General features: G+C 66.0%; 21 protein-coding genes. 10 read left to right on the forward strand and 11 right to left on the reverse strand.

The genetic code is table 11. The features are described from left to right. Positions 1–66 precede the first annotated feature (66 nt). Positions 67–1,089, reverse strand: a complete 1,023-nt coding sequence (glpX, locus tag AC4EEO_RS13085) for a class II fructose-bisphosphatase (RefSeq protein ID WP_018761877.1) — start codon at positions 1,087–1,089, stop codon at positions 67–69. 138 nt (positions 1,090–1,227) lie between these two features. Here glpX and AC4EEO_RS13090 point away from each other — a divergent pair, with 138 nt between their 5' ends. The 5 genes from AC4EEO_RS13090 to AC4EEO_RS13110 all read left to right on the forward strand — a co-directional run bounded on the left by AC4EEO_RS13090 (position 1,228) and on the right by AC4EEO_RS13110 (position 6,644). After that, positions 1,228–1,995 carry a DUF4245 domain-containing protein gene (locus tag AC4EEO_RS13090; RefSeq protein WP_240617805.1) on the forward strand — a complete coding sequence of 256 codons (768 nt, stop codon included), beginning with the start codon at positions 1,228–1,230 and terminating at the stop codon, positions 1,993–1,995. A gap of 10 nt (positions 1,996–2,005) precedes the next feature. Further along, positions 2,006–2,620: a carbonic anhydrase gene (locus AC4EEO_RS13095; RefSeq protein WP_018761879.1), complete on the forward strand. Its 615-nt coding sequence runs from the start codon at positions 2,006–2,008 to the stop codon at positions 2,618–2,620. Positions 2,621–2,707: 87 nt separating this feature from the next. Further along, positions 2,708–4,135 carry a class II fumarate hydratase gene (locus AC4EEO_RS13100; RefSeq protein ID WP_109863457.1) on the forward strand — a complete coding sequence of 476 codons (1,428 nt, stop codon included), beginning with the start codon at positions 2,708–2,710 and terminating at the stop codon, positions 4,133–4,135. A gap of 167 nt (positions 4,136–4,302) precedes the next feature. After that, positions 4,303–4,974, forward strand: a complete 672-nt coding sequence (locus tag AC4EEO_RS13105) for a TetR/AcrR family transcriptional regulator (RefSeq protein WP_043424020.1) — start codon at positions 4,303–4,305, stop codon at positions 4,972–4,974. Beyond that, entirely contained in the window at positions 4,971–6,644 is a 1,674-nt protein-coding gene (locus AC4EEO_RS13110) for an MDR family MFS transporter (RefSeq protein WP_491339003.1), read from the forward strand. The genes AC4EEO_RS13105 and AC4EEO_RS13110 overlap by 4 nt, the downstream gene beginning before the upstream one ends. A gap of 169 nt (positions 6,645–6,813) precedes the next feature. Here AC4EEO_RS13110 and AC4EEO_RS13115 read toward each other — a convergent pair whose 3' ends face one another. Together AC4EEO_RS13115 and AC4EEO_RS13120 are read right to left on the reverse strand one after the other, a co-directional pair. Then, complete coding sequence (locus AC4EEO_RS13115) at positions 6,814–7,284, reverse strand: NUDIX hydrolase (protein WP_109863460.1); 471 nt, start codon at positions 7,282–7,284, stop codon at positions 6,814–6,816. Between the two features lie 44 nt (positions 7,285–7,328). Continuing rightward, positions 7,329–7,874 (reverse strand): prepilin peptidase, encoded by a 546-nt coding sequence (locus tag AC4EEO_RS13120; RefSeq protein WP_018761884.1) that lies wholly within the window; start codon positions 7,872–7,874, stop codon positions 7,329–7,331. A 60-nt stretch (positions 7,875–7,934) separates the two neighbouring features. On the opposite strand from AC4EEO_RS13120, the gene AC4EEO_RS13125 reads away from it, so the two are divergent. Further along, the gene (locus AC4EEO_RS13125) at positions 7,935–8,729 is read left to right on the forward strand and encodes a hypothetical protein (protein ID WP_491339004.1); all 795 of its coding nucleotides are present in this window, start codon (positions 7,935–7,937) and stop codon (positions 8,727–8,729) included. A 42-nt stretch (positions 8,730–8,771) separates the two neighbouring features. After that, positions 8,772–9,419, forward strand: a complete 648-nt coding sequence (locus tag AC4EEO_RS13130) for a GNAT family N-acetyltransferase (RefSeq protein ID WP_018761886.1) — start codon at positions 8,772–8,774, stop codon at positions 9,417–9,419. Positions 9,420–9,684: 265 nt separating this feature from the next. Here the strand turns inward: AC4EEO_RS13130 and phoH2 are convergent, their stop codons facing one another. Further along, complete coding sequence (phoH2, locus tag AC4EEO_RS13135; RefSeq protein ID WP_018761887.1) at positions 9,685–11,103, reverse strand: RNA 5'-3' helicase PhoH2; 1,419 nt, start codon at positions 11,101–11,103, stop codon at positions 9,685–9,687. 239 nt (positions 11,104–11,342) lie between these two features. Further along, on the reverse strand, positions 11,343–12,104 hold the full coding sequence (locus AC4EEO_RS13140; RefSeq protein ID WP_018761888.1) for an isoprenyl transferase: 762 nt from the start codon (positions 12,102–12,104) through the stop codon (positions 11,343–11,345). A gap of 149 nt (positions 12,105–12,253) precedes the next feature. On the opposite strand from AC4EEO_RS13140, the gene trhA reads away from it, so the two are divergent. Next, the gene (gene trhA / locus AC4EEO_RS13145; protein ID WP_018761889.1) at positions 12,254–12,997 is read left to right on the forward strand and encodes a PAQR family membrane homeostasis protein TrhA; all 744 of its coding nucleotides are present in this window, start codon (positions 12,254–12,256) and stop codon (positions 12,995–12,997) included. Between the two features lie 7 nt (positions 12,998–13,004). Here the strand turns inward: trhA and AC4EEO_RS13150 are convergent, their stop codons facing one another. Next, complete coding sequence (locus AC4EEO_RS13150) at positions 13,005–13,334, reverse strand: hypothetical protein (RefSeq protein WP_109863465.1); 330 nt, start codon at positions 13,332–13,334, stop codon at positions 13,005–13,007. 98 nt (positions 13,335–13,432) lie between these two features. Then, complete coding sequence (gene mca / locus AC4EEO_RS13155; RefSeq protein ID WP_018761891.1) at positions 13,433–14,338, reverse strand: mycothiol conjugate amidase Mca; 906 nt, start codon at positions 14,336–14,338, stop codon at positions 13,433–13,435. A gap of 128 nt (positions 14,339–14,466) precedes the next feature. Here mca and AC4EEO_RS13160 point away from each other — a divergent pair, with 128 nt between their 5' ends. Beyond that, entirely contained in the window at positions 14,467–14,925 is a 459-nt protein-coding gene (locus AC4EEO_RS13160) for a DUF4307 domain-containing protein (protein WP_491339005.1), read from the forward strand. A gap of 151 nt (positions 14,926–15,076) precedes the next feature. Further along, complete coding sequence (gene greA / locus AC4EEO_RS13165; protein ID WP_018761893.1) at positions 15,077–15,571, forward strand: transcription elongation factor GreA; 495 nt, start codon at positions 15,077–15,079, stop codon at positions 15,569–15,571. Between the two features lie 104 nt (positions 15,572–15,675). On the opposite strand, the gene AC4EEO_RS13170 is transcribed toward greA, so the two are convergent. The 4 genes from AC4EEO_RS13170 to AC4EEO_RS13185 are packed head-to-tail and all read right to left on the reverse strand — an operon-like array spanning position 15,676 to position 19,857. Further along, positions 15,676–16,290: a rhomboid family intramembrane serine protease gene (locus tag AC4EEO_RS13170; protein ID WP_491329569.1), complete on the reverse strand. Its 615-nt coding sequence runs from the start codon at positions 16,288–16,290 to the stop codon at positions 15,676–15,678. A gap of 8 nt (positions 16,291–16,298) precedes the next feature. Further along, positions 16,299–17,537 (reverse strand): threonine ammonia-lyase, encoded by a 1,239-nt coding sequence (ilvA, locus tag AC4EEO_RS13175; protein WP_109863468.1) that lies wholly within the window; start codon positions 17,535–17,537, stop codon positions 16,299–16,301. A gap of 3 nt (positions 17,538–17,540) precedes the next feature. Further along, positions 17,541–18,857, reverse strand: coding sequence for an AI-2E family transporter (locus AC4EEO_RS13180; RefSeq protein WP_240617806.1), 1,317 nt, complete (start codon positions 18,855–18,857; stop codon positions 17,541–17,543). A gap of 25 nt (positions 18,858–18,882) precedes the next feature. Next, a complete protein-coding gene (locus AC4EEO_RS13185; protein WP_491329568.1) occupies positions 18,883–19,857 on the reverse strand; it encodes an aldose 1-epimerase family protein in 975 nt (324 codons plus the stop codon). Positions 19,858–19,943 lie beyond the last annotated feature (86 nt).

Consider the following 19,943-nt stretch of genomic DNA (forward strand, 5'->3'; position numbering starts at 1 on the left):
TTAACGCCAAAGCCCCGGCAGCGCGCATGGCGCCCCGGGGCCCTGGTATCCGTTTCCGGATGCGGATCAGCTCTTGCGGGCGTAGCCCTCCCACTTGCTGGCCTGGTGCTCGCCATCCACGAAGCGGATGGTTCCCGACTTTGAACGCATCACGATGGACTGGGTCAGGACCTTGTCCTTGGAGTAGCGGACGCCCTTGAGCAGGTCTCCGTCGGTGATGCCCGTCGCGGCGAAGTAGCAGTTGTCGCTGGAGACGAGGTCATTGGTGGAAAGCACGCGCTCCAGGTCGTGGCCGGCGTCGATGGCCTTCTGCTTCTCTTCGTCGCTGGTGGGCCAGAGGCGGCCCTGGATGACGCCGCCGAGGGACTTGATGGCGCAGGCGGCCACGATGCCCTCAGGGGTACCGCCGATGCCCATCAGGGCGTCCACGCCGGTGCCGGAGCGGGCCGCCGCGATGGCCCCGGCGACGTCGCCGTCCATGATGAACTTGGTGCGCGCGCCGGCTTCGCGGATTTCCTCCACCAGCGGGCGGTGCCGGTCCCGGTCCAGGATCATGACGTTGAGCTGGTTCACCTTCACGCCCTTGGCCTTGGCGATCAGGTGCAGGTTCTGCTTGACCGGCAGGCGCAGGTCAACCATGTCCGCCGCTTCGGGACCGGTGACGAGCTTTTCCATGTAGAACACGGCGGAGGGGTCGAACATGGAGCCCCGCTCGGCGACGGCCAGGACGGCCAGCGCATTGTTGATGCCCAGGGCGGTCAGCCGTGTTCCATCAATGGGGTCCACGGCCACGTCCACCTCGGGGCCGGTGCCGTCGCCGACGCGTTCGCCGTTGAATAGCATGGGGGCTTCGTCTTTTTCACCTTCGCCGATGACCACAACGCCGTTGAAGTGGACCGTCTGCAGGAAGGAGCGCATGGCATCGACGGCCGCACCGTCAGCGGTGTTCTTGTCGCCGAAGCCAACCCAGTGGCCGCCGGCAATGGCCGCGGCCTCGGTGACGCGGACGAGTTCAAGGGCAAGGTTGCGGTCCGGCTCGTCGTGGCCCACCGCAAGGGACGGTGAAATCGTGGAGTACTTCTGGGTCATGGACGCTGGTGACACGTGAACCTCTTCTTCGAGTGGCGATCATTGAACCCGCTTGCCGGTGCAGCAGAGCGGTGATTCCTCTGGTACCGATCATAGTCGCGGCGCCGCTCGGCGGGCGGCCCATGACGCTGCGGCGCAATGTGCCCGGACATCCGCCTCCGCGGCCTGCTGACCCCCGAATGGAACTACGGCTCCGGGATGGGCGACTATAGAGAAGTGAATGACATGCAGGAAGCCACCAGCCCCAATTCCGGCCAGGCACAGCCCGAAGGCCGGCCCGAGGCAGCAAAGGCCGGTGCGGAAACCCCCGTAAAGCCCGTCATTCCGGCGGCGGCCGCCAAACGGGCCAACGCCTCGGTGATCGGAATGATCATTGCCCTGGTCCTCAGCATTGCCGCGTTCCTGCCCGTGGTCCTCATGAACCCGCAACCGAAAAGTGACGGCTACCGGCCGGACATCGACGTCGCGTCGGTGGCCCGGAACGCCGCGGATGTGGCCGGATTCACACCCGTCGCACCGGATACCGGCAACGCCTTCCGCGCCAACTACGCGCGGTGGGAGGCCGGGACGGGCAGCGGCGTGCCCACGTGGGAAGTCGGCTACCTGACGCCCAAGACCTCATTCATCGCCCTCGTACAGACCAAGAGTTCCAACCCCACCTGGCTCCTCCAGCAGACCAAGAACGCCCCCGTGACGGGTACCCGGAACGCCGGCGGCCAGGACTGGGAGCTGCGTGACACCGGCAAGGGCGAAAAGTCGATGATCCTGAACTACCGGGGCAGCACCGTCATCCTCTCCGGCGCCGCCCAACTGGACGAATTCTCCACGCTGGCGGCCGCCGTCGTGACCTCCCTGGACAGCAGCCCGGCCGTCACAGTTTCACCCTCGGCGGCCCCCACGCCGTAAGGTGGGGCCCGTGACGACTAACCTGACCCCTGCACTGGCCTGGCGCCGCCTGCGCGAAGGCAACGAACGTTTCGTAAACGGCGAGTCCTCCCATCCGAACCAGAACGCATCCCGCCGCTCATCGCTGGTGGAGACGCAGAATCCGTTCGCGGTGATCTTCGGCTGCTCCGACTCCCGGCTCGCGGCGGAAATCATCTTCGACGTCGGCCTGGGCGACGTCTTCGTGGTCCGCACCGCCGGCCAAGTGATCGACGACGCCGTCCTGGGCTCCCTGGAGTACAGCGTGGGAGTGCTCAACGTGCCCCTGATTGTCATCCTCGGCCACGACAGCTGCGGTGCCGTGACAGCCACCAAGGACGCCGTGGAGACCGGCGAGATGCCGGCAGGCTTCATCCGCGACCTCGTCGAGCGCATCACGCCCTCCGTCCTGACCTCGCTGCGCAACGACCAGCACGAGGTCAACGACATGGTGGTGGAGCACGTCAAGCAGACCTCGCAGCGCCTGGCGGACAGCTCCCGTGTGATTTCCGACGCAATCGAGGGCGGCCGCACCGCCGTCGTCGGCCTTTCCTACCGCTTGGCGGAAGGCCGCGCTGACCTGGTTTACGGAATCGGCGAGCTGTAGCCACACCGCCAAGGGGGCTGCACGGGACCTCCGTGCGGCCCCCTTAACGGTTTTCGATGGGGCCCCTGATCGCCATAAGCTAGCCCCATGACTTCCACTGAAGAGTTCCGCATTGAACATGACACGATGGGCGAAGTCCGCGTCCCCGTGAACGCACTGTACCGCGCGCAGACGCAGCGGGCAGTGGAGAACTTCCCCATTTCCGGCAAGACCCTGGAACGCACCCACATTGAGGCGCTGGCCCGGGTCAAGAAGGCTGCCGCCCAGGCCAACGCAGAACTGGGCGTGCTCGACGGCGAGCTGGCCAAGGCGATTGCAGACGCTGCCGACGAGGTGGCCGCCGGCAAGTACGACGGCGACTTCCCCATCGACGTTTTCCAGACCGGCTCCGGCACCTCCTCGAACATGAACACCAACGAGGTCCTGGCAGAGCTGGCCACCCGCGCCCTGAAGGCTGCCGGCAGTGACAAGGTGGTCCACCCGAACGACCACGTCAACGCTTCACAGTCCTCCAACGACGTGTTTCCCACCTCGGTCCACGTCGCCGCCACCTCCGCGCTGATCAACGACCTGATCCCCGCACTGGGCTACCTGGCCGAGTCGCTGGAGCGCAAGGCCGTTGAGTTCAAGGACGTGGTCAAGTCCGGCCGCACCCACCTCATGGACGCCACCCCGGTCACCCTGGGCCAGGAGTTCGGCGGCTACGCCGCGCAGGTGCGCTACGGCATCGAGCGGATCAACGCCTCGCTCCCCCGCGTCGCCGAGGTTCCGCTGGGCGGTACCGCCGTGGGGACCGGCATCAACACCCCCGCAGGCTTCCCGGAGCGCGTCATCGAACTGCTCGCCACGGACACCGGCCTGCCGCTGACCGAGGCGCGCGACCACTTCGAAGCACAGGCAAACCGCGACGGCCTGATCGAGGCCTCCAGCCAGCTGCGCAACATCGCCATCTCCTTCATGAAGATCAACAACGACCTCCGCTGGATGGGCTCCGGCCCCAATACCGGCCTCGGCGAAATTGCCATCCCGGACCTGCAGCCGGGCTCCTCCATCATGCCGGGCAAGGTCAACCCGGTCATCTGCGAGGCGTCCATCATGGTGGCAGCCCAGGTCATCGGCAACGACACCGCCATCGCCTGGTCCGGTACCAACGGCGCGTTTGAACTCAACGTGGGCATCCCGGTCATGGCCGCCAACCTGCTTGAGTCCATCCGGCTGCTGGCCAACACCAGCCGGGTCATGGCGGACAAGATGATTGACGGCATCACCGCCAACGTGGAGCGCGCCCGCTTCCTCGCAGAGGCTTCCCCGTCCATCGTCACCCCGCTGAACAAGTACATCGGCTACGAGAACGCCGCCAAGATCGCCAAGACCGCCGTCAAGGAGGGCCTGACCATCCGCCAGGCCACCGAGCAGCTTGGCTTCGTCGGCGAGGGCGACGGGAAGGTTTCAGAGGCAGACCTGGACAAGGCCCTGGACGTCACCACCATGACGGCTCCGGCGCACAAGGCATAACCCGCCGCAGCGTCCGACGGCGGCCGGCACCTTTCGCAGGAAAGGTGGCGTCCGACGGCGGCCGGCACCTTTCGCAGGAAAGGTGCCGGCCGCCGTCGTCCGTTTAAGCCCCTGCCGACTCCCAGAAAAACTTGCACTTGTTTTCACTTAGTGCAAAACTTTACTTTGTGAGTAACAGTGCAACTTCGGATCCCGGACTCCGCGAACGCAAACGGGCCGCCACCCGGCGCGCCATCACCGCCGCTGCCCGCAGCATGACCGCCGAGCACGGGCTCAACGGTTACACCGTGGAGGAAGTCTGCGAGGCGGCGGATATCTCACGCCGGACGTTTTTCAACTACTTTCCCACCAAGGAAGACGCCATCATCGGCCACGCGGACGATGACGTCCCGTCGGCGGTCATCGACGAATTCGTGGCCGGCGGTTCGGATTCACCCGCCGGTGCCATCTCACCCACCCTCTTCCGGGACCTTGTCCGGCTCTCCCTGCGCCTGGCCGAGGACATGACGGAGTCCGAGGAAGATACCCGGCAACTGATAGGCGTGGTCCGCAAGGAACCGCAGCTCATCCTCCGCATCATCGGCGTCACCGAGCAGCGGGAAGCCCAGTTCGCCAAGGACGTGGCACGGCGCGAAGGCGTGGCCCCGGACCACCCGGTGGTGCAGATGGCCGTGGTCCTCCTGAGCACCATCGCCCGCAAGAGCAGCATGGCCTATTTCTCCGACGGCAACACACGCCCGTACCGGGACCTGCTCCTGGAGAACATCTCCGCTGCCAGCCTGCTCTTCTCCCAGCCATTCGACATTCCGGACCCCACCGCCGCAGAAGGACAATCATGAGTACCGCCACCACCAAGGCGCCGGCAGGCCCACTCCTGCTGACGCAAAAACGCATCTGGATCATCTTTTCCGCGCTGATCGCCGGAATGCTGTTGTCCAGCCTGGACCAAACCATCGTTTCCACCGCCATGCCCACCATCGTGGGCAAGCTGGGCGGAGTGGAGCACCAGGCCTGGATCACCACGGCCTACCTGCTGGCCACCACCATCGTCATGCCCATCTACGGCAAATTCGGGGACATCCTGGGCCGCCGCAACCTGTTTTTGGTGGCCATCGCACTCTTCACCCTCGCGTCCGTGGGCTGCGCACTGGCCACGGATTTCTGGGGCTTCGTCATCTTCCGCGCCATCCAGGGCCTGGGCGGCGGCGGCCTGATGATCCTGTCCCAGGCCATCATCGCCGACATCGTGCCCGCCAAGGAGCGCGGCAAGTACATGGGCCCGCTGGGCGCCATCTTCGGCCTGTCGGCCGTGGCCGGCCCGCTGCTGGGCGGCTTCTTCGTTGACCACCTCACCTGGGAGTGGGCCTTCTACATCAACATTCCGGTGGGCGTTGCCGCGTTCGCCATCGCCTGGTTCGCCCTGACGCTGCCCAACAAGAAGGCCGAGAAACGGATCGACATCCTGGGCGTGGTCCTGCTCTCCGCGGCCACCACCTGCCTGATCTTCTTCACCGACTTCGGCGGCAAGAAGGACGAAGGCTGGGATTCACCCCTCACCTGGGCATTCGGCGCCGGCCTGCTGGTCTCCGCCGCCGCGTTCGTGCTGGTGGAGCGGCGCGCCGAGGATCCGATCATCCCGCTGAGCCTGTTCCGGAACCGGATCTTCATCAACGCCACAGCCATCGGCTTCACCCTTGGCCTTGGCATGTTCTCCGCCATCGCCTTCGTCCCCACGTTCCTGCAGATGTCCTCGGGCACGTCGGCCGCAGAATCCGGGCTGCTGATGCTGCCCATGATGGCCGGCCTCATGGGCACGTCCATCTACTCAGGCATCCGGATCTCCAAGACCGGCAAATACAAGATGTTCCCCATCCTGGGCGCCGCCTTCACCATGGCCGCCATGCTGTGGATGACCACCCTTGCCGCCAGCACCCCCATCTGGGTCATCTGCCTCCAGCTGTTCGTGTTCGGCGCCGGGCTGGGCCTGATCATGCAGGTAGTGGTCCTGGTGGTCCAGAACTCCGTCCCTGCGGACCAGATCGGCACCGCCACCAGCACCAACAACTATTTCCGCGAGGTTGGCGCCGCCATGGGCGTCGCCGTCTTCGGGTCGATCTTCACCACGCGCCTCTCCGAGGCCTTGACCGCTGCCTTCACGGGGGCGGGAGCCTCCGCCGAGCAGGCCGGGCAGTCCACCCGGACGCTGGACCCGCAGGCGTTGAGCCAGCTTCCCTCACAGTTGCGCGACGCCATCGTGAACGCCTACGCGGATTCGCTGGCGCCCGTGTTCTGGTATCTGCTGCCGTTCATTGCCGTGGCACTGCTGCTGGCCCTGACGCTCAAGCAGATCCCGTTGTCGGATACCGCCGGTATGGTGGCACGCGGCGAGGCAGTCGGCGGGGAGGAAGCAGAACGGCTCGCTGCCGGGCTGCCCGCCAGCTCCGCGGCCCGCGCTGCAGACGAGCATGCCAAGGACGACGACGGCGAGCTGGTCTCCCCGGGCCGCTGACCGTCGTCGGACGCCTGGCGCAGCCGTGGCTGGCCGGGTGCCGGGCCTGGGCACCCAGGGCCGGCTGAGACCAACAGGGACGCCGCAATCTTGGGGGTTGCGGCGTCCCTGTTCCGTACCGCCAACCTGGCACCGGGCCCGGCCGGGAACGGGCAGGTCCCGAGCACCCCTACGGCTCGAAGTAGACGGCTCCTGCCGGCGTCAGCGCCTGACGGATGCTGGTCAGGTGGCCCGGCATGAGCTCGGGAAGCTCGTCCAGTCCGAACCAGCCAACCGCCAGGGACTCGTCATCGTTCACCCTGGCGTCGCCGGACACGTAACGGCACAAGAACACGACGTCGAGGAATTCGCAGACGTCGCCGTTCGGGTAGGTCACCGGACCCACCGCCCCCACGGATACCACGCGTTCGGCTTCCGCCACCACGGCCGTTTCCTCAAAGATCTCCCGGACCAGGCCCCGGGCAGGCTGCTCCCCCGGGTCCAGCATCCCGCTGATCAGGGCCCACTGCCGGTTGTCCGCCCGCTGGGCCAGCAGGATCCTGCCCCCGTCATCGACCACCACGCCCCGGACGCCGGGAACCCAGAGGGGGTCGTTGCCGATCTTCTTGCGCAGTTTCAGAACGTATTCAGGTGCAGGCATAATGCCAGCCTACCCAAGGCCAAAGACGTCCCAAGGCCTTACACCTACGCCGGCAGCAGCATGGCGGCCGCGGCCCCGGCAAGCATGAACGGGCCAAACGGTATGGCGGACTTCAGCGTTCCCCTGCGGGCCGCCAGGATCGCCAGCGACCACAGGCCGCCGAGCAGGAACGCGAGGAAGGTGCCGGCGAAGAGATGTCCCCAACTGAGGTAGCCAAGGTACATGCCCAGCACGCCCGCCAGCTTCACATCGCCGAATCCCATCCCGGGCGGATAGGCAAGGCGAAGGACGAAGTAGAAAAGCCAGAGGATCGCGGCCCCCGCCAGCACCCTGACAACAGGCATGATGGGGTTGCCGTTCGGATCCCCCGCGGCCGTCACCGCCCCGCCCCAGCCCGTCGCCGCTGCGGCCAGGAGAAGGAGTCCTGCCACGGCATAGGAGGGAAACACGATTCGGTTGGGCAGGAGATGGTGCCGGACATCGATAACGGTGAGCCGCACAGCCATCACCACAAAGTAGAGGCAGGCGGCCAGCACCAGCCAGAAGGCCACGGGGGTGTACTGCCACAGGTCGCCCAGTCGTCCGATCACCCCTCGGATGCTACTGGATCCGGCCGTACCGGCCGTAGCGCCGCCGCGTAAACTGTGGATATGTCGACCTGGGAGTCCCGGCGCCGGACGGTTCCGGACCCTCCTGGCACGCCCGCGGATCCGGCTGCCGAGTTCCGGAACCTGTGCCGGTCATCCCCCTGGAAGTGGCAGTCCCTGAGGTTCGAGTACTGGGACCAGCCATTCGATGCGGCTCCCGGACCGGGGGCGCCGTTCGTCCGGGCATGGCTGCGGCGGCCCGGGGCGCTCCGGCTGGAGAGTCCGGATGGCCTGGTGCTGCACAGCACCACCGGAATCAACGATTCCCGTGGTGACTTCTACGTCAGCTCCACCCGCAAGTCCTGGCTCCTGCCGCCCCATCTGGTCACCCCCGTCTATGACGACGCCGGACAGGTCCGCCGCAGGCCTGAGGCAGCGTACGGCGAACCGGGTTTCGGCAACGGACGCTTCTCGGCCGCCCTGGACCCCGTTGAGCTCGCCGGCAACGCTCCGGTTCCCATCGAATTCCCGGGCAGCAACGCACTGGACATCAAGGACATCCACCATGTCGAGCACGAAGGCAGGGCCGCCCTGGAAGCGGTGGTGGTCGCCAACGCCGCCTACCACCCGGGGGATGCCGCTGCTCCGCTGTGCCTTCCCGGGCGCACGCGCCTCCGCGTGGACGTGGGCACCGGGGTCTGCGTCGCCAGCCGGTCACTGGAACCGGGGACCGGTGATTACGGGCATTGGATCCGCATCATTGCCGTGGACGAATACATGCTTGATGACCTGTTCCTGGCCCAGTCCATGAACCTCACGGACGTCCGGCGGCACATCACCTGGGACCTCCCCGCCTGAGCGTGACAGGTACAGGCGGTGACGATCAGCTAGGCTTCGCGGATGACTTCCCTGAGCTCCATCTGGCCCCTGTTCGACCTTCGGCTGGCCACACCCCGGCTTGAGCTCCGGCCCATCACCGATCAGGACGTGCCCGCCGCCGTGGCAGCGGCCCGCAGCGGCATCCACGAGGCCGGCCGCAACCCGTTCAGTATGCCCTGGACGGAACTTTCGGACGACGAACTGGGCCCCAACATGGCCCGCTGGTACTGGCGGTGCAGGGCCGAATGCTCCCCGGAAAACTGGACGTTGCTGCTTGGCATCTGGCACGAGGGACGTTTTGTCGGCTGCCAGGACATTGGTGCCAAGGACTTCGCAAGCCTCAAGACCGTCAGCACCGGCTCCTGGCTTCAGCAGTCCGTCCAAGGGCGCGGACTGGGCACGGAGATGCGTGCCGCCGTCGTGCTCTGGGCCTTTGACTGGCTGGGCGCCGACGTGGCCGAATCCGAGGCCGCATCCTGGAACGACGCCTCCCTGGGCGTCTCGCGCTCCCTTGGCTACGAACTGAACGGGATCACCCGCAAAGCCTGGGGTACCAAGGTCGAAACGCTCCAGCACGTCCGCCTCACCCCCGAAACCTTCAATCGCCCCGAATGGAAGCTGAAGGTGGAGGGCCACGAAGCAGCGGCCAGGTTCCTGAAGGTCGCGTAAGTCCTGGCTGGGTTGGCCGGGCAGTGGCCGGGTTCGTCCGCTTCGAGCCCTTCGCCGTCGCTTAGACACCTCCCGGCGCGCCGCTACGGTCGCTGGGCGACCTGCGCAACGCTCTGGTCGGCGATGCGCTCCTACGCGAAGGACTCGAACCGGACATGTGCGCAGCTCGCCGAACGACCGCAGGTGCCCCTATGCGTCGTGTCTAAGCGACGGCGAAGGACCGTGGCCCGGCGAACCCGGCCACGGCCCCTTGCCAACTCAGGTACTAGCCTTCGAGCAGCTCTGTCACCAGCGCTGCGATGGGCGAGCGCTCTGAGCGGGTGAGGGTGACGTGGCCGAAGAGCGGGTGTCCCTTCAGGGTTTCGACGACGGCGGCGATTCCGTCGTGGCGCCCGACGCGGAGGTTGTCCCGCTGGGCGACGTCGTGGGTAAGGACGATCTTGGAGTTCTGGCCCATTCGGCTCATCACCGTCAGCAGCACGTTCTTCTCCAGTGACTGCGCCTCGTCCACGATCACGAAGGCGTCGTGCAGGGAGCGGCCGCGGATGTGCGTGAGCGGCATGACCTCGAGCATGCCGCGGTCCATGACTTCCTCCACCACTTCCTGGCTGACCAAGGCCCCGAGCGTGTCGAAGACCGCCTGCGCCCAGGGGTTCATCTTTTCGGATTCCGAACCGGGCAGGTAGCCAAGTTCCTGGCCGCCCACGGCGTAGAGCGGCCGGAACACAATCACCTTCCGGTGTTCGCGGCGTTCGAGTACGGCTTCGAGGCCCGCACAAAGGGCGAGCGCCGATTTTCCGGTGCCGGCGCGTCCGCCAATGGACACGATGCCGACGCCCGGATCCATCAGCATGTCGATGGCGAGCCGCTGCTCGGCGGACCGGCCGTGGAGGCCGAAGACATCTCGATCGCCCTTGACCAGGCGCACCTGCTTGTCCGCCCCCACCCGGCCCAGGGCCGAGCCGCGGTTGGAAAGCAGGACCAGGCCGGTGTTGACGGGCAGTTCCGCCGCGGCGGGGATGAACACGGGTTCGTGCCCGTACAGGGTAGAGATTTCCTGTTCGTCGGCTTCGATTTCGGCGACGCCGGTCCAGCCCGAGTCCTTGACGAGCTCGTTGCGGTATTCGTCGGCGGTGAGGCCCATGGCGGACGCTTTGACCCGCATGGGGAGGTCCTTGGAGACCACGGTGACACTGCGGCCCTCGTTGGCCAGGTTCTTGGCGACGGCAAGGATCCGGCTGTCGTTGTCACCGCTGCGGAAGCCCAGTGGCAGTACCTCCGCCGAAATGTGGTTGAGCTCCACCACCAGGGTGCCGCCGTCGTCACCAATGGGAATGGCCTGGTTCAGTCCGCCGTGCTTGACCCGGAGGTCGTCCAGGAGCCGCAGGGCCTTCCGGGCGAAGTAGCCCAGTTCGGGGTCGTGCCGTTTTGCCTCAAGTTCGGTGATCACAACGATTGGCACCACGACTTCATGCTCGGCGAACCGCAGGAGTGCCCGGGGGTCCGAGAGCAGGACTGACGTGTCGATGACGAAGGTGTGGATGTCGGCTTCCCTTCCGGAGACAGCGAAACCGGCCGCAGCATCAGTTGCTGCGCCGGTTTCAAAAGTGGCGCGCTCGGCGCGAGAGGTAGCTTTTCCGCCCTGTCCAGCCAGGACCTCGGGCAGTCGTTCAGAAGTAGCCACATCGACTCCAGCCCCGGGCACCAGCCCGGAATTGTTATTGGTGAGGCGGCTCGGCCACGAGGCCGGGTCCGGCCTCCCATACAACCGGTGCGATGTTTCGCTCCATGTATTGGCCTCCCCGATCAGCCGGCGGTTTTGCCTGCTGATGGATATAACGTAAATCCACCCGGCCAAGTTTCCGCAACCATTACGCGGCGATTCCCGTTGCGCGTCGATTAACTCGTGCTGAACCGGGGGTGTCAGGCGCCGAAGCGCCGCTGCCGGCCGGCGTAGTCACGCAGGGCACGGAGGAAATCGACTTTTCGGAAGGCAGGCCACAGGGCCTCGCAGAAATAGAACTCGCTGTAGGCGCTCTGCCACATGAGGAAGCCGGAGAGCCGCTGCTCCCCCGATGTCCTGATCACCAGGTCCGGGTCAGGCTGGCCGCGGGTGTAGAGGAAGCGCGAGATGTCATCGACGCACAGGTCGTCGGCGAGCTTGGAAATGTCCATGCCCTTGGCGACGGCGTCGTGCAGGAGTTCGCGGACGGCGTCGACAATTTCCCGCCTTCCCCCGTACCCGACGGCGACGTTGACGTGGATCTTTTCCCGCACCGGAGTCCGCGCAGTCAGCTTGTTGAGCCGCTCAGCCAAGTAGTCCGGAAGCAGTTCAGGGGCACCCATCGCGTGGACGGAAATATTGGCGTCGTCATCGAGCCGGTCCAGCGTGTTGGCGATGATGCCCATCAGGAGGTCCAATTCCTCGCTGGACCGGTTCATGTTGTCAGTGGACAGCATGTACAGCGTGACCACCTTGACGCCGAGTTCCTGGCACCAGCCGAGGAACTCATGGATCTTGTCCGCGCCCGCCTGGTGGCCCTGGCTGGTGGGGGCGTTGAACTGCTTGGCCCAGCGCCGGTTGCCGTCCACCATGACGCCAATGTGGCGGGGAATCCGGTCGCGCGGGAGATCCTTCAGCAGCCGGCGTTCGTAGTAGCCATAGAGGAACCCGGGCAACTCCACGCGTCCACTCACCTGACTTTCCTGCCGTACGTACATCCACATCCTAGGCTACCGCCAGCAGCGCTCCGGGACGCGCCGGGGTCCGGGAGGCGGATCCGACACTAAGTTACCAACGAGTAACTTACCGATGCGTAAGTTATTCTGGACCAATGAACAGCGACGCTCCGCACAGTTCCCGGCCGTCCGGGCCGGAGGGCAGCAACCCCGGCGACGGGCCCGGGCCCAACGCAGTGGATGATGCTGCCGTCCGCCTGGCGGAACTGCTGATGATCAAACCGAAATGGCGGGGTTGGATCCACACCGTCACCGCCCCGCTGGCGCTTGCCGCGGGCATCGTCCTGGTTGTCCTGGCCCCTACCGCGGACCGGCGGATCACCTCTGCCGTCTTTGCGGCCACCGGCGTGCTGCTGTTCGGTGTCAGTGCCGTCTACCATCGCGGAAATTGGTCCCCACGGGTCAAGCTGGTCCTCAAGCGGCTGGACCACACCAACATCATGCTCGTCATCGCCGGCACCTACACGCCGCTGGCATGGACGCTCCTGGAACGCCCGCAGGCGGTGATCCTCCTGTGGGTCATCTGGTCCGGGGCCATCCTTGGCGTGCTGTTCCGGCTGTTGTGGACCGATGCGCCCCGCTGGCTGTACGTGCCCATCTACATCGCGCTGGGCTGTGGCGCCCTGTTCTACCTGCCGCAGTTCTTCCAGGCGAGCCCGGCTTCAGCGGTCCTGATCTGCGTGGGCGGAGTTCTCTACATCACCGGCGCCGTCTTCTACGCCCTGAAGAAGCCAAACTTCAGTTATCACCACTTCGGCTTCCATGAACTGTTCCATGCACTGACGGTGCTGGCTTTCGCAGCGCACTTCGTTGCCATCGCACTGGCGGTCCTGGCCTGACGCCGGTTTACTCCCCCGGCCGCTGGAGCCCGTTTCCGTTGGACTCCGGCGCTGCCGGGCGCGGGCCGTCGTCGAGCCCGTCCTGCGCGTCAGCCGCCTCCACGTCTGCCGCGGTTGCGGCCGCCATGCGTTCTTCCTCCACCTGGGCGCGGTAGCGCACCCGGCGGATCCGGCGCACCATATCGACGATCAGCAAGGCCGTGGCCACCACGAAGAAAGCCGTCATGACGAACCCCAGCAGGCCGGGGGTCACCTGGTCCTCGGAGATCCCGTCCCGAAGCGTTGGAGTGGGCAACGGGGTCGGCGTGGTGGCGAGGCGGAGGAGCAGTGAATGCACGATTGATACCTTTTGGTGGAACGGATGCAGCAGGAGGCGGACAGCACGGGCCTGGGACGCACCCGACTTCTACGCTTGATAGAAAAAGCCTGCTCTGACTATCTTAGCCCGGCGAACAGGTCCTTCTCCGGGAGCTCGGACGGCACCCTCGAATGGATCAGGGAGTAGTCCTCCCAGGGCCAGGTCCGGCGCTGCATGTCGGGTGAGACGGCGAAGAAGAACCCCAGCGGGTCCACCTGCGTCCGGTGGGCGCGCAGGGCGTCGTCACGAACTTCGAAGTAGTCGCCGCAGTCGATCTGTGTGGTGGTGGGGTGCGGCGCCGGCGGCGGGGTGTGGCCCTCGGCGTCGGATTCGAGCCACGCGGCCAAACGCTCGGCATACGGGGACTGGAGGCCCGCCTCTTCCAGCGCAAAGTGCAGGGCCCGGAACCGTTCGGGGCTGAAGGCGCGGTCGTAGTAGAGCTTGCTCGGCTCCCATGCCTCCCCCGCGTCCGGGTAGCGTCCCGGATCGCCGGCGGCTTCGAAAGCTTCCACAGCCACACGGTGGGCCATGATGTGGTCAGGGTGGGGGTAGCCGCCGTTTTCGTCGTAGCTGAGGATGACGTGCGGTTTGAACGAACGGACCAGCCGCACCAGCGGCGCCGCAGCCCGTTCCAGGGGCAAGGTGGCGAACGAACCGGCCGGAAGCGGCGGAAGGGGATCGCCTTCGGGAAGTCCGGAGTCGACGAATCCAAGCCACGCCTGCTTGATGCCAAGGATGGAGGCTGCGTTGGCCATTTCCAGCCTGCGGGCACCGGCCATGTCCCGCTTCGGGTGTGGTTCGCCTTCGACTGCCGGGTTCTGGATGTCGCCGCGCGACCCGTCCGTGCAGGTTGCCACCATGACGTCCACGCCCGTGGCTGCGTACATGGCCATGGTCGCAGCGCCCTTGCTGGATTCGTCGTCCGGGTGGGCATGGACTGCGAGCAGCCGGAGCGGCACCTGGGAGTTGCTGGACGCTGTCATGGAAAGGACGGCTCCTTATTCTTGTTTCGCGGCTTGTGGCAGCCGAAGGATGTTGAAGCGGGCGTCGTGCCCCACCGGCGGCCACGGCCGCCGCAGAGTGCCGGCGGAAAGGGCACTAAACTGGTCTGGTGACTTCCCCGGACCAGCCGGCCCAACCCGCGCCCGCAGACACTAGCCTAGCCAATCGGTATGGTGCTAAAAAGCGCCGGTTCACTCCCAAGGCCAGCCGCACCGCCATCGGCATCGCCCTCGCGGCCGGAATCGGGTTCCTGGCATGGGTTTCGACGTCGAATTCCCTGTCCGGGGTGACGTACAAGGACATCGGCTACAGCACCACCGATTCCACCGTTGCCGAGGTCGACTTCCAGGTCACCCGCGAGCCCGGAAACGCCGTGAAGTGCGCCGTCAAGGCACTGGATTCCAAGTTCGCCGTCGTCGGCTGGAAGGTGGTTGACATCCCGCCGTCGGCGGCGGATGGAACGGCCGACGGCGGCAGGACAGTCGCCCAGCGCGTCACCGTGCTCACTGAGTCGGAGTCCGTGTCGGGCCTGGTGGACAGCTGCTGGATTCCCAGCCAGGCGCAATAAGGGATGTGACCGGCGACTCGTCCAGGTTGGGTTATCTCCAAGTGATTGACTACACTGGATAGATACCTTTACCCCGCTGAGCTGGTTGCTGCTCCACAAGTGGCCACCATGGCGGGGTCTTTTGCATGTAGGACCACCAGAGGAGAAGTCCGTGTCTACCACCAACAGCGCTTCTGCAGCCTGGCTCACCCAGGAAGCTTTTGACCGCCTGAAGGCAGAGCTGGACCACCTTTCCGGCGCAGGCCGGGCGGAGATCGTCCAGAAGATTGAAGCAGCGCGGCAAGAGGGCGACCTCAAGGAAAACGGCGGTTACCACGCAGCCAAGGAGGAGCAGGGCAAGATTGAAGCCCGCATCCGCCAGCTGACCGTGCTGCTTCGGGATGCCCACGTGGGCGAAGCACCTGCCGATGACGGCATCGTGGAACCGGGCATGATCGTGGTGGCCAAAATCGCCGGGGACGAAGAGACGTTCCTGCTGGGCTCCCGTGAAATCGCCGGCGACTCGGATCTGGATGTCTTCAGCGAAAAGTCGCCGCTGGGTGCCGCCATCGTGGGCCATAAGGAGGGGGACACCCTCAGCTACGTCGCTCCGAACGGCAAAGACATCAAGGTGGAGATCCTCTCCGCCAAGCCCTACGCAGCCTAGCCTTCGCCGGCCTGGCCGACGCTGGCACACTGCGGCGGCCGTCCCCTCAGGGGACGGCCGCCGCAGTGTTTAAAGCCGACCGTGCCGGCACACAGGCGCTTTGCTCAGGGCCCCACGGTTGCCGGGACGCGGGGCCGGAGCAGGAGCGCAGCCACGACACCGCCGGCAGCACCGCCCAGGTGCGCTTGCCAGCTAACGTAACCGGCAACGAACGGCAGGGCGCCCAACAGGATGCTCCCGTAGCCCATGAACAGGACCACGGCGAGCAGGATCTGCCGCCAGCTCCGGTTGAAGAAGCCTCGCACCAGGAGGAACGAGAACAACCCGAAGACCAGGCCGGATGCCCCCACGGTAACGCCGTCGCCAATGAGCCACACGGTCAGGCCGCTGCCCAGCCAGCTGAAGGCCAGCGCGGTCAGGAAGACGCGCAGCCCGGACAGGAACACCAGGAACCCGAAGATAACCAGTGGAAAACTGTTGGAGAGCAGGTGGTTCAGGTTGGCGTGCAGCAGCGGGAAGGTGAAGATGTCCAGCAGCCCGTCGGCGCTCCTGGGCCGCAGCCCGAATGTCCTGACCAGCGCGCCCATCATCAGCGAGTTGGCCACCTCCAGGGCGAACAACAGGGCAAGGAAGCCGCCCAGCACCGCCAGGCCGCCCTTCGCGCGCGACGCCAGGGTTTGGCGCCCGGGGAGGCGTCCGTTACCAGCAGGTCCGGCCATGCCCTGTCCTAATGGACCACGATCGGCTGGAAACCTTCAGCGCGGAGTGCGCTGAGGACCTGCTCACCGTGCTGGTGGCCCTTGGTCTCAAGATTCACCGTGATGGATACGTCGCCCATGCTGATGGAACCACCCACGCGGGTGTGGTCCAGGCCGGTGACGTTCGCATCGTTTTCGGCGATGATGCGCGCAATGGTTGCCAGGGAGCCGGGACGGTCGTCCAGCATCATTCGAACGGTCATGTAGCGACCGGCGGCAGAGAGGCCGCGCTGGATGACCTTGAGCATCAGCATGGGATCGATGTTGCCGCCGGAGAGGACGGCCACGGTGGTTCCCGGGTTCTCGATCTTGCCGTCCATCAGGGCCGCGACGCCCACCGCACCTGCGGGCTCCACCACCATTTTGGCCCGTTCCAGCAGGAAGATCAGGGCACGGGCCAGGGAGTCCTCGCTGACGGTGACCACGTCATCGACCAGTTCGCGGATTATGCTGAAGGGCAACTGCCCCGGGCGGCCCACGGCGATGCCGTCAGCCATGGTGGAAACCTTCTTCAGCGGCACCAGGGCATCGGCGGCCAGCGAGGGCGGGTAGGCGGCGGCATTCTCCGCCTGGACGCCGATGATGCGGATCTCGCGGCCGAGTTCCCTGGCCCGGGCCTTGATGGCGACGGCGACCCCAGCAAGGAGCCCTCCGCCACCCACGCCCATGAGTACGGTGTCGACGGTGGGCACCTGCTCCAGGATTTCGAGGCCAACGGTCCCCTGCCCTGCCACGACGTCCACGTTGTCGAACGGGTGGACGAAGACCATTCCGGTCTCATTGCTGTAGCGCTGTGCTTCGGCCAGCGCCTCGTCAACGTTGTGTCCATGGAGGATCACTTCGGCGCCATGGCTGCGGGTCGCGGCGAGCTTGGGCAGAGCCACTCCCAGGGGCATGTAGATGCGGGCCTTGATGCCCAGGCTCTTGGCGGCAACGGCTACACCCTGGGCGTGGTTGCCGGCGGACGCTGCCACCACGCCGCGCTTCTTCTCGTCCGCGGAGAGCCGCGCCATGCGGACGTAGGCACCGCGCACCTTGAATGACCCGGCCCGTTGCAGGTTTTCGCATTTGAAGTAGACGTCACCGCCCACCATGCCGCCCAGCGCGCGGGACGATTCCACGGGGGTGCGCGCAATAATCCCGTCAAGCAGCTTCTGCGCCTCAAGGACATCGTCCAGTGTGACGGGAAGGGTTTCAAGGATCTTCACGGACTACTCTCCTCTGGATTCGGCTCCGGTGCCCTCTCGGGAGGCGGTGCGGGCATCGCGGTTTTCGGCTGTTGCGCCGGCCGCCTCCAGCCCCGCATCGGATGCAGCCTGCGGTTCAACGTCCTCGATGGTGTTGTCCCCGCCCGCTCCTGCTGTGATGGGCTTTCCGGCGATGACCGGCACTTGTTCATGTTCCCACGTTCTTGCGGCAATGTAGCGAACGGCCGAGTTTGCTACGGCCAGGATGGGTACCGAAAAGAGCGCCCCGGGGATTCCGGCGAGGTACGAGCCCGCCGCAACGCTGAGGATTACCGCCACAGGGTGCAGCGAGACGGCCTTGCCCATGACCAGGGGTTGCAGGATGTGGCCCTCGAGTTGCTGGACCAGCAGGACGATGGCCAGCATGACCAGCGCGTTGACCGGGCCGTTGGCCACCAAGGCGAGCAGGATGGCGACGGCGCCCGTCACCAGGGCGCCCACCACCGGGATGAAGGAGCCGAGGAAGACCAACACGCCGAGCGGAAGCGCCAGCGGGACACCGATTATGGCCGCGCCTACGCCGATACCGATCGCGTCGACGGCAGCGACGAACATCTGGATGCGCGCATAGCTGACCATTGACGCCCAGCCCTTGCGGCCTGCACCGAACGTCGCTGCCCGTGCCTTTCGGGGCAGCAGCCTGACCAGGAAAGCCCAGATCCGGTCTCCTTCCAGCAGGAAGAAGATAAGGATGAACAGTGACAGGAGCATCCCGGCCGCAAAGTGTCCGGCGGTGCTGCCGAAGGAGAGCGCACCGCTGAGGATGCTGCTGCTATTGTTCTGCAGCGCGTCACTGGCGTCTTTGACGTACTGGTCCACCTGGGCGTCCGTGAGGTGCAGGGGGCCCGTGGACAGCCAGTCCTGGACCTGCCGTATGCCTTCGAGGGCCTGTGACCAGAGTTCTCCGAACCCGACCGCAAGCTGGCGGCCCACCAGGGCCAGCGCACCGGCGATGACCCCGATGAAGCCCAGGACCGTCACGGCCACGGCGAGGCCGGCGGGCAGGCGCCGGCGTTTCAACCAGTGCGTGACCGGACTCAGGAGTCCTGCAAGGAGCGCGGCCACCATGATCGGAATGATCAGGAGCGTGATCTTGCTCAGCAGCCACACGAGGGTTCCTGCCATCAGCAGGATCAGTCCCAGCCGCCACGACCAGGACGCCGCAATGCGGACGCCGTAGGGAATGTCCTTGTCGAGTTCACGATCCGTCAGCACCCTCAGCGGGGCAGCGGGGGCAGAAGGTTGGTTTGCCTGGGTTACGGCGTCCTCATGTGGCGTCATAACCCAATACTTCCGCAGCCTTGCGCTAATGGGAAACCAACGCCCCGGCCGGGGCCGGGACATAGTCAATCCCCCATTCGATGCTGAAGGATTCGCCCGGCGCCAGCCAGCGAAGGCCGTCTCCGGAGTTGAAAGCGTTCGCTGGTCCGGTCATCGGTTCCACGGCCACGGCGCGGGTCCGGCCGGGGTATTCGGTGCTGACGAAAACGTGGACATAGCGGCAGGCTTCGTCCTGCCAGAGCGACACCGCGGCGCCGTCGGCGGCGGCCAGGGTGTGCCGCGCCCTGCCCCCGTCGTAGCGCAGGTCGGTCAAGGCGACATCCACTGCGAGATTGGCAATCGCGCTGCCGGAGCGGAAGTCGGTATCTCCGTCCACCGGCGCCGTGCTGCGCGGGATCAGGCGGTCATCGGCCACCAGCCGGGTTTCGGCGGCGACTGTCAGCTTCAGGTCCTCGACCGGCGTGTCGCCGACCCGCAGGTAGGGGTGTGCGCCCAGGACGAAGGGAGCCGGAGCCGTGGAATCGTTGATGAGCGTCTGCCTGACGTGCAGTCCCAAGTCGTCGGTGAGCTGGTAGTGCACCCGGTGCCGGGCCAGGAAGGGGTACCCATGCTGCGGAAAGACGGTGGCTTCAAGTTCCACCGAATGTTCCGACCTCCCCACGAGGGAGTAGCCGGTGTTCCGGAGGAGTCCGTGGCTGGCGTTGTTGCGGGACACTTCCGTGATGTCCAACTGTTGCTTCTTCCCGTCCAGGAACCAGGTCCCGTCCTCCACCCGATTGGCCCAGGGCGCCAGCGTAATCCCGGTGGCGCCGGGAGCGATCTGGTCATCGCCGTAGGTTTCCGTGAGCAGGACACCGCCCCGGTGGTACGAGCGCAGGCCTGCCGCCAGCTCGGTGACCACGGCCGCGGCATCGCCACGGTGCAGCTCGTATTGGCGGCCGGTCGCGCAGGACGGGAGGGACGCGGCACCTTGGTTTTCGGGTTCGGAAGAGGCAGTCATGGGCCTACCGTACAACGGGCGGCACCGCACCCGCATGAGCGTCACTGTTACTTTTTGTTGTTAACTATTCTTTCTTGAGCGTTTAT

It is taken from the genome of Pseudarthrobacter sp. MOO13 (genome assembly GCF_058267655.1).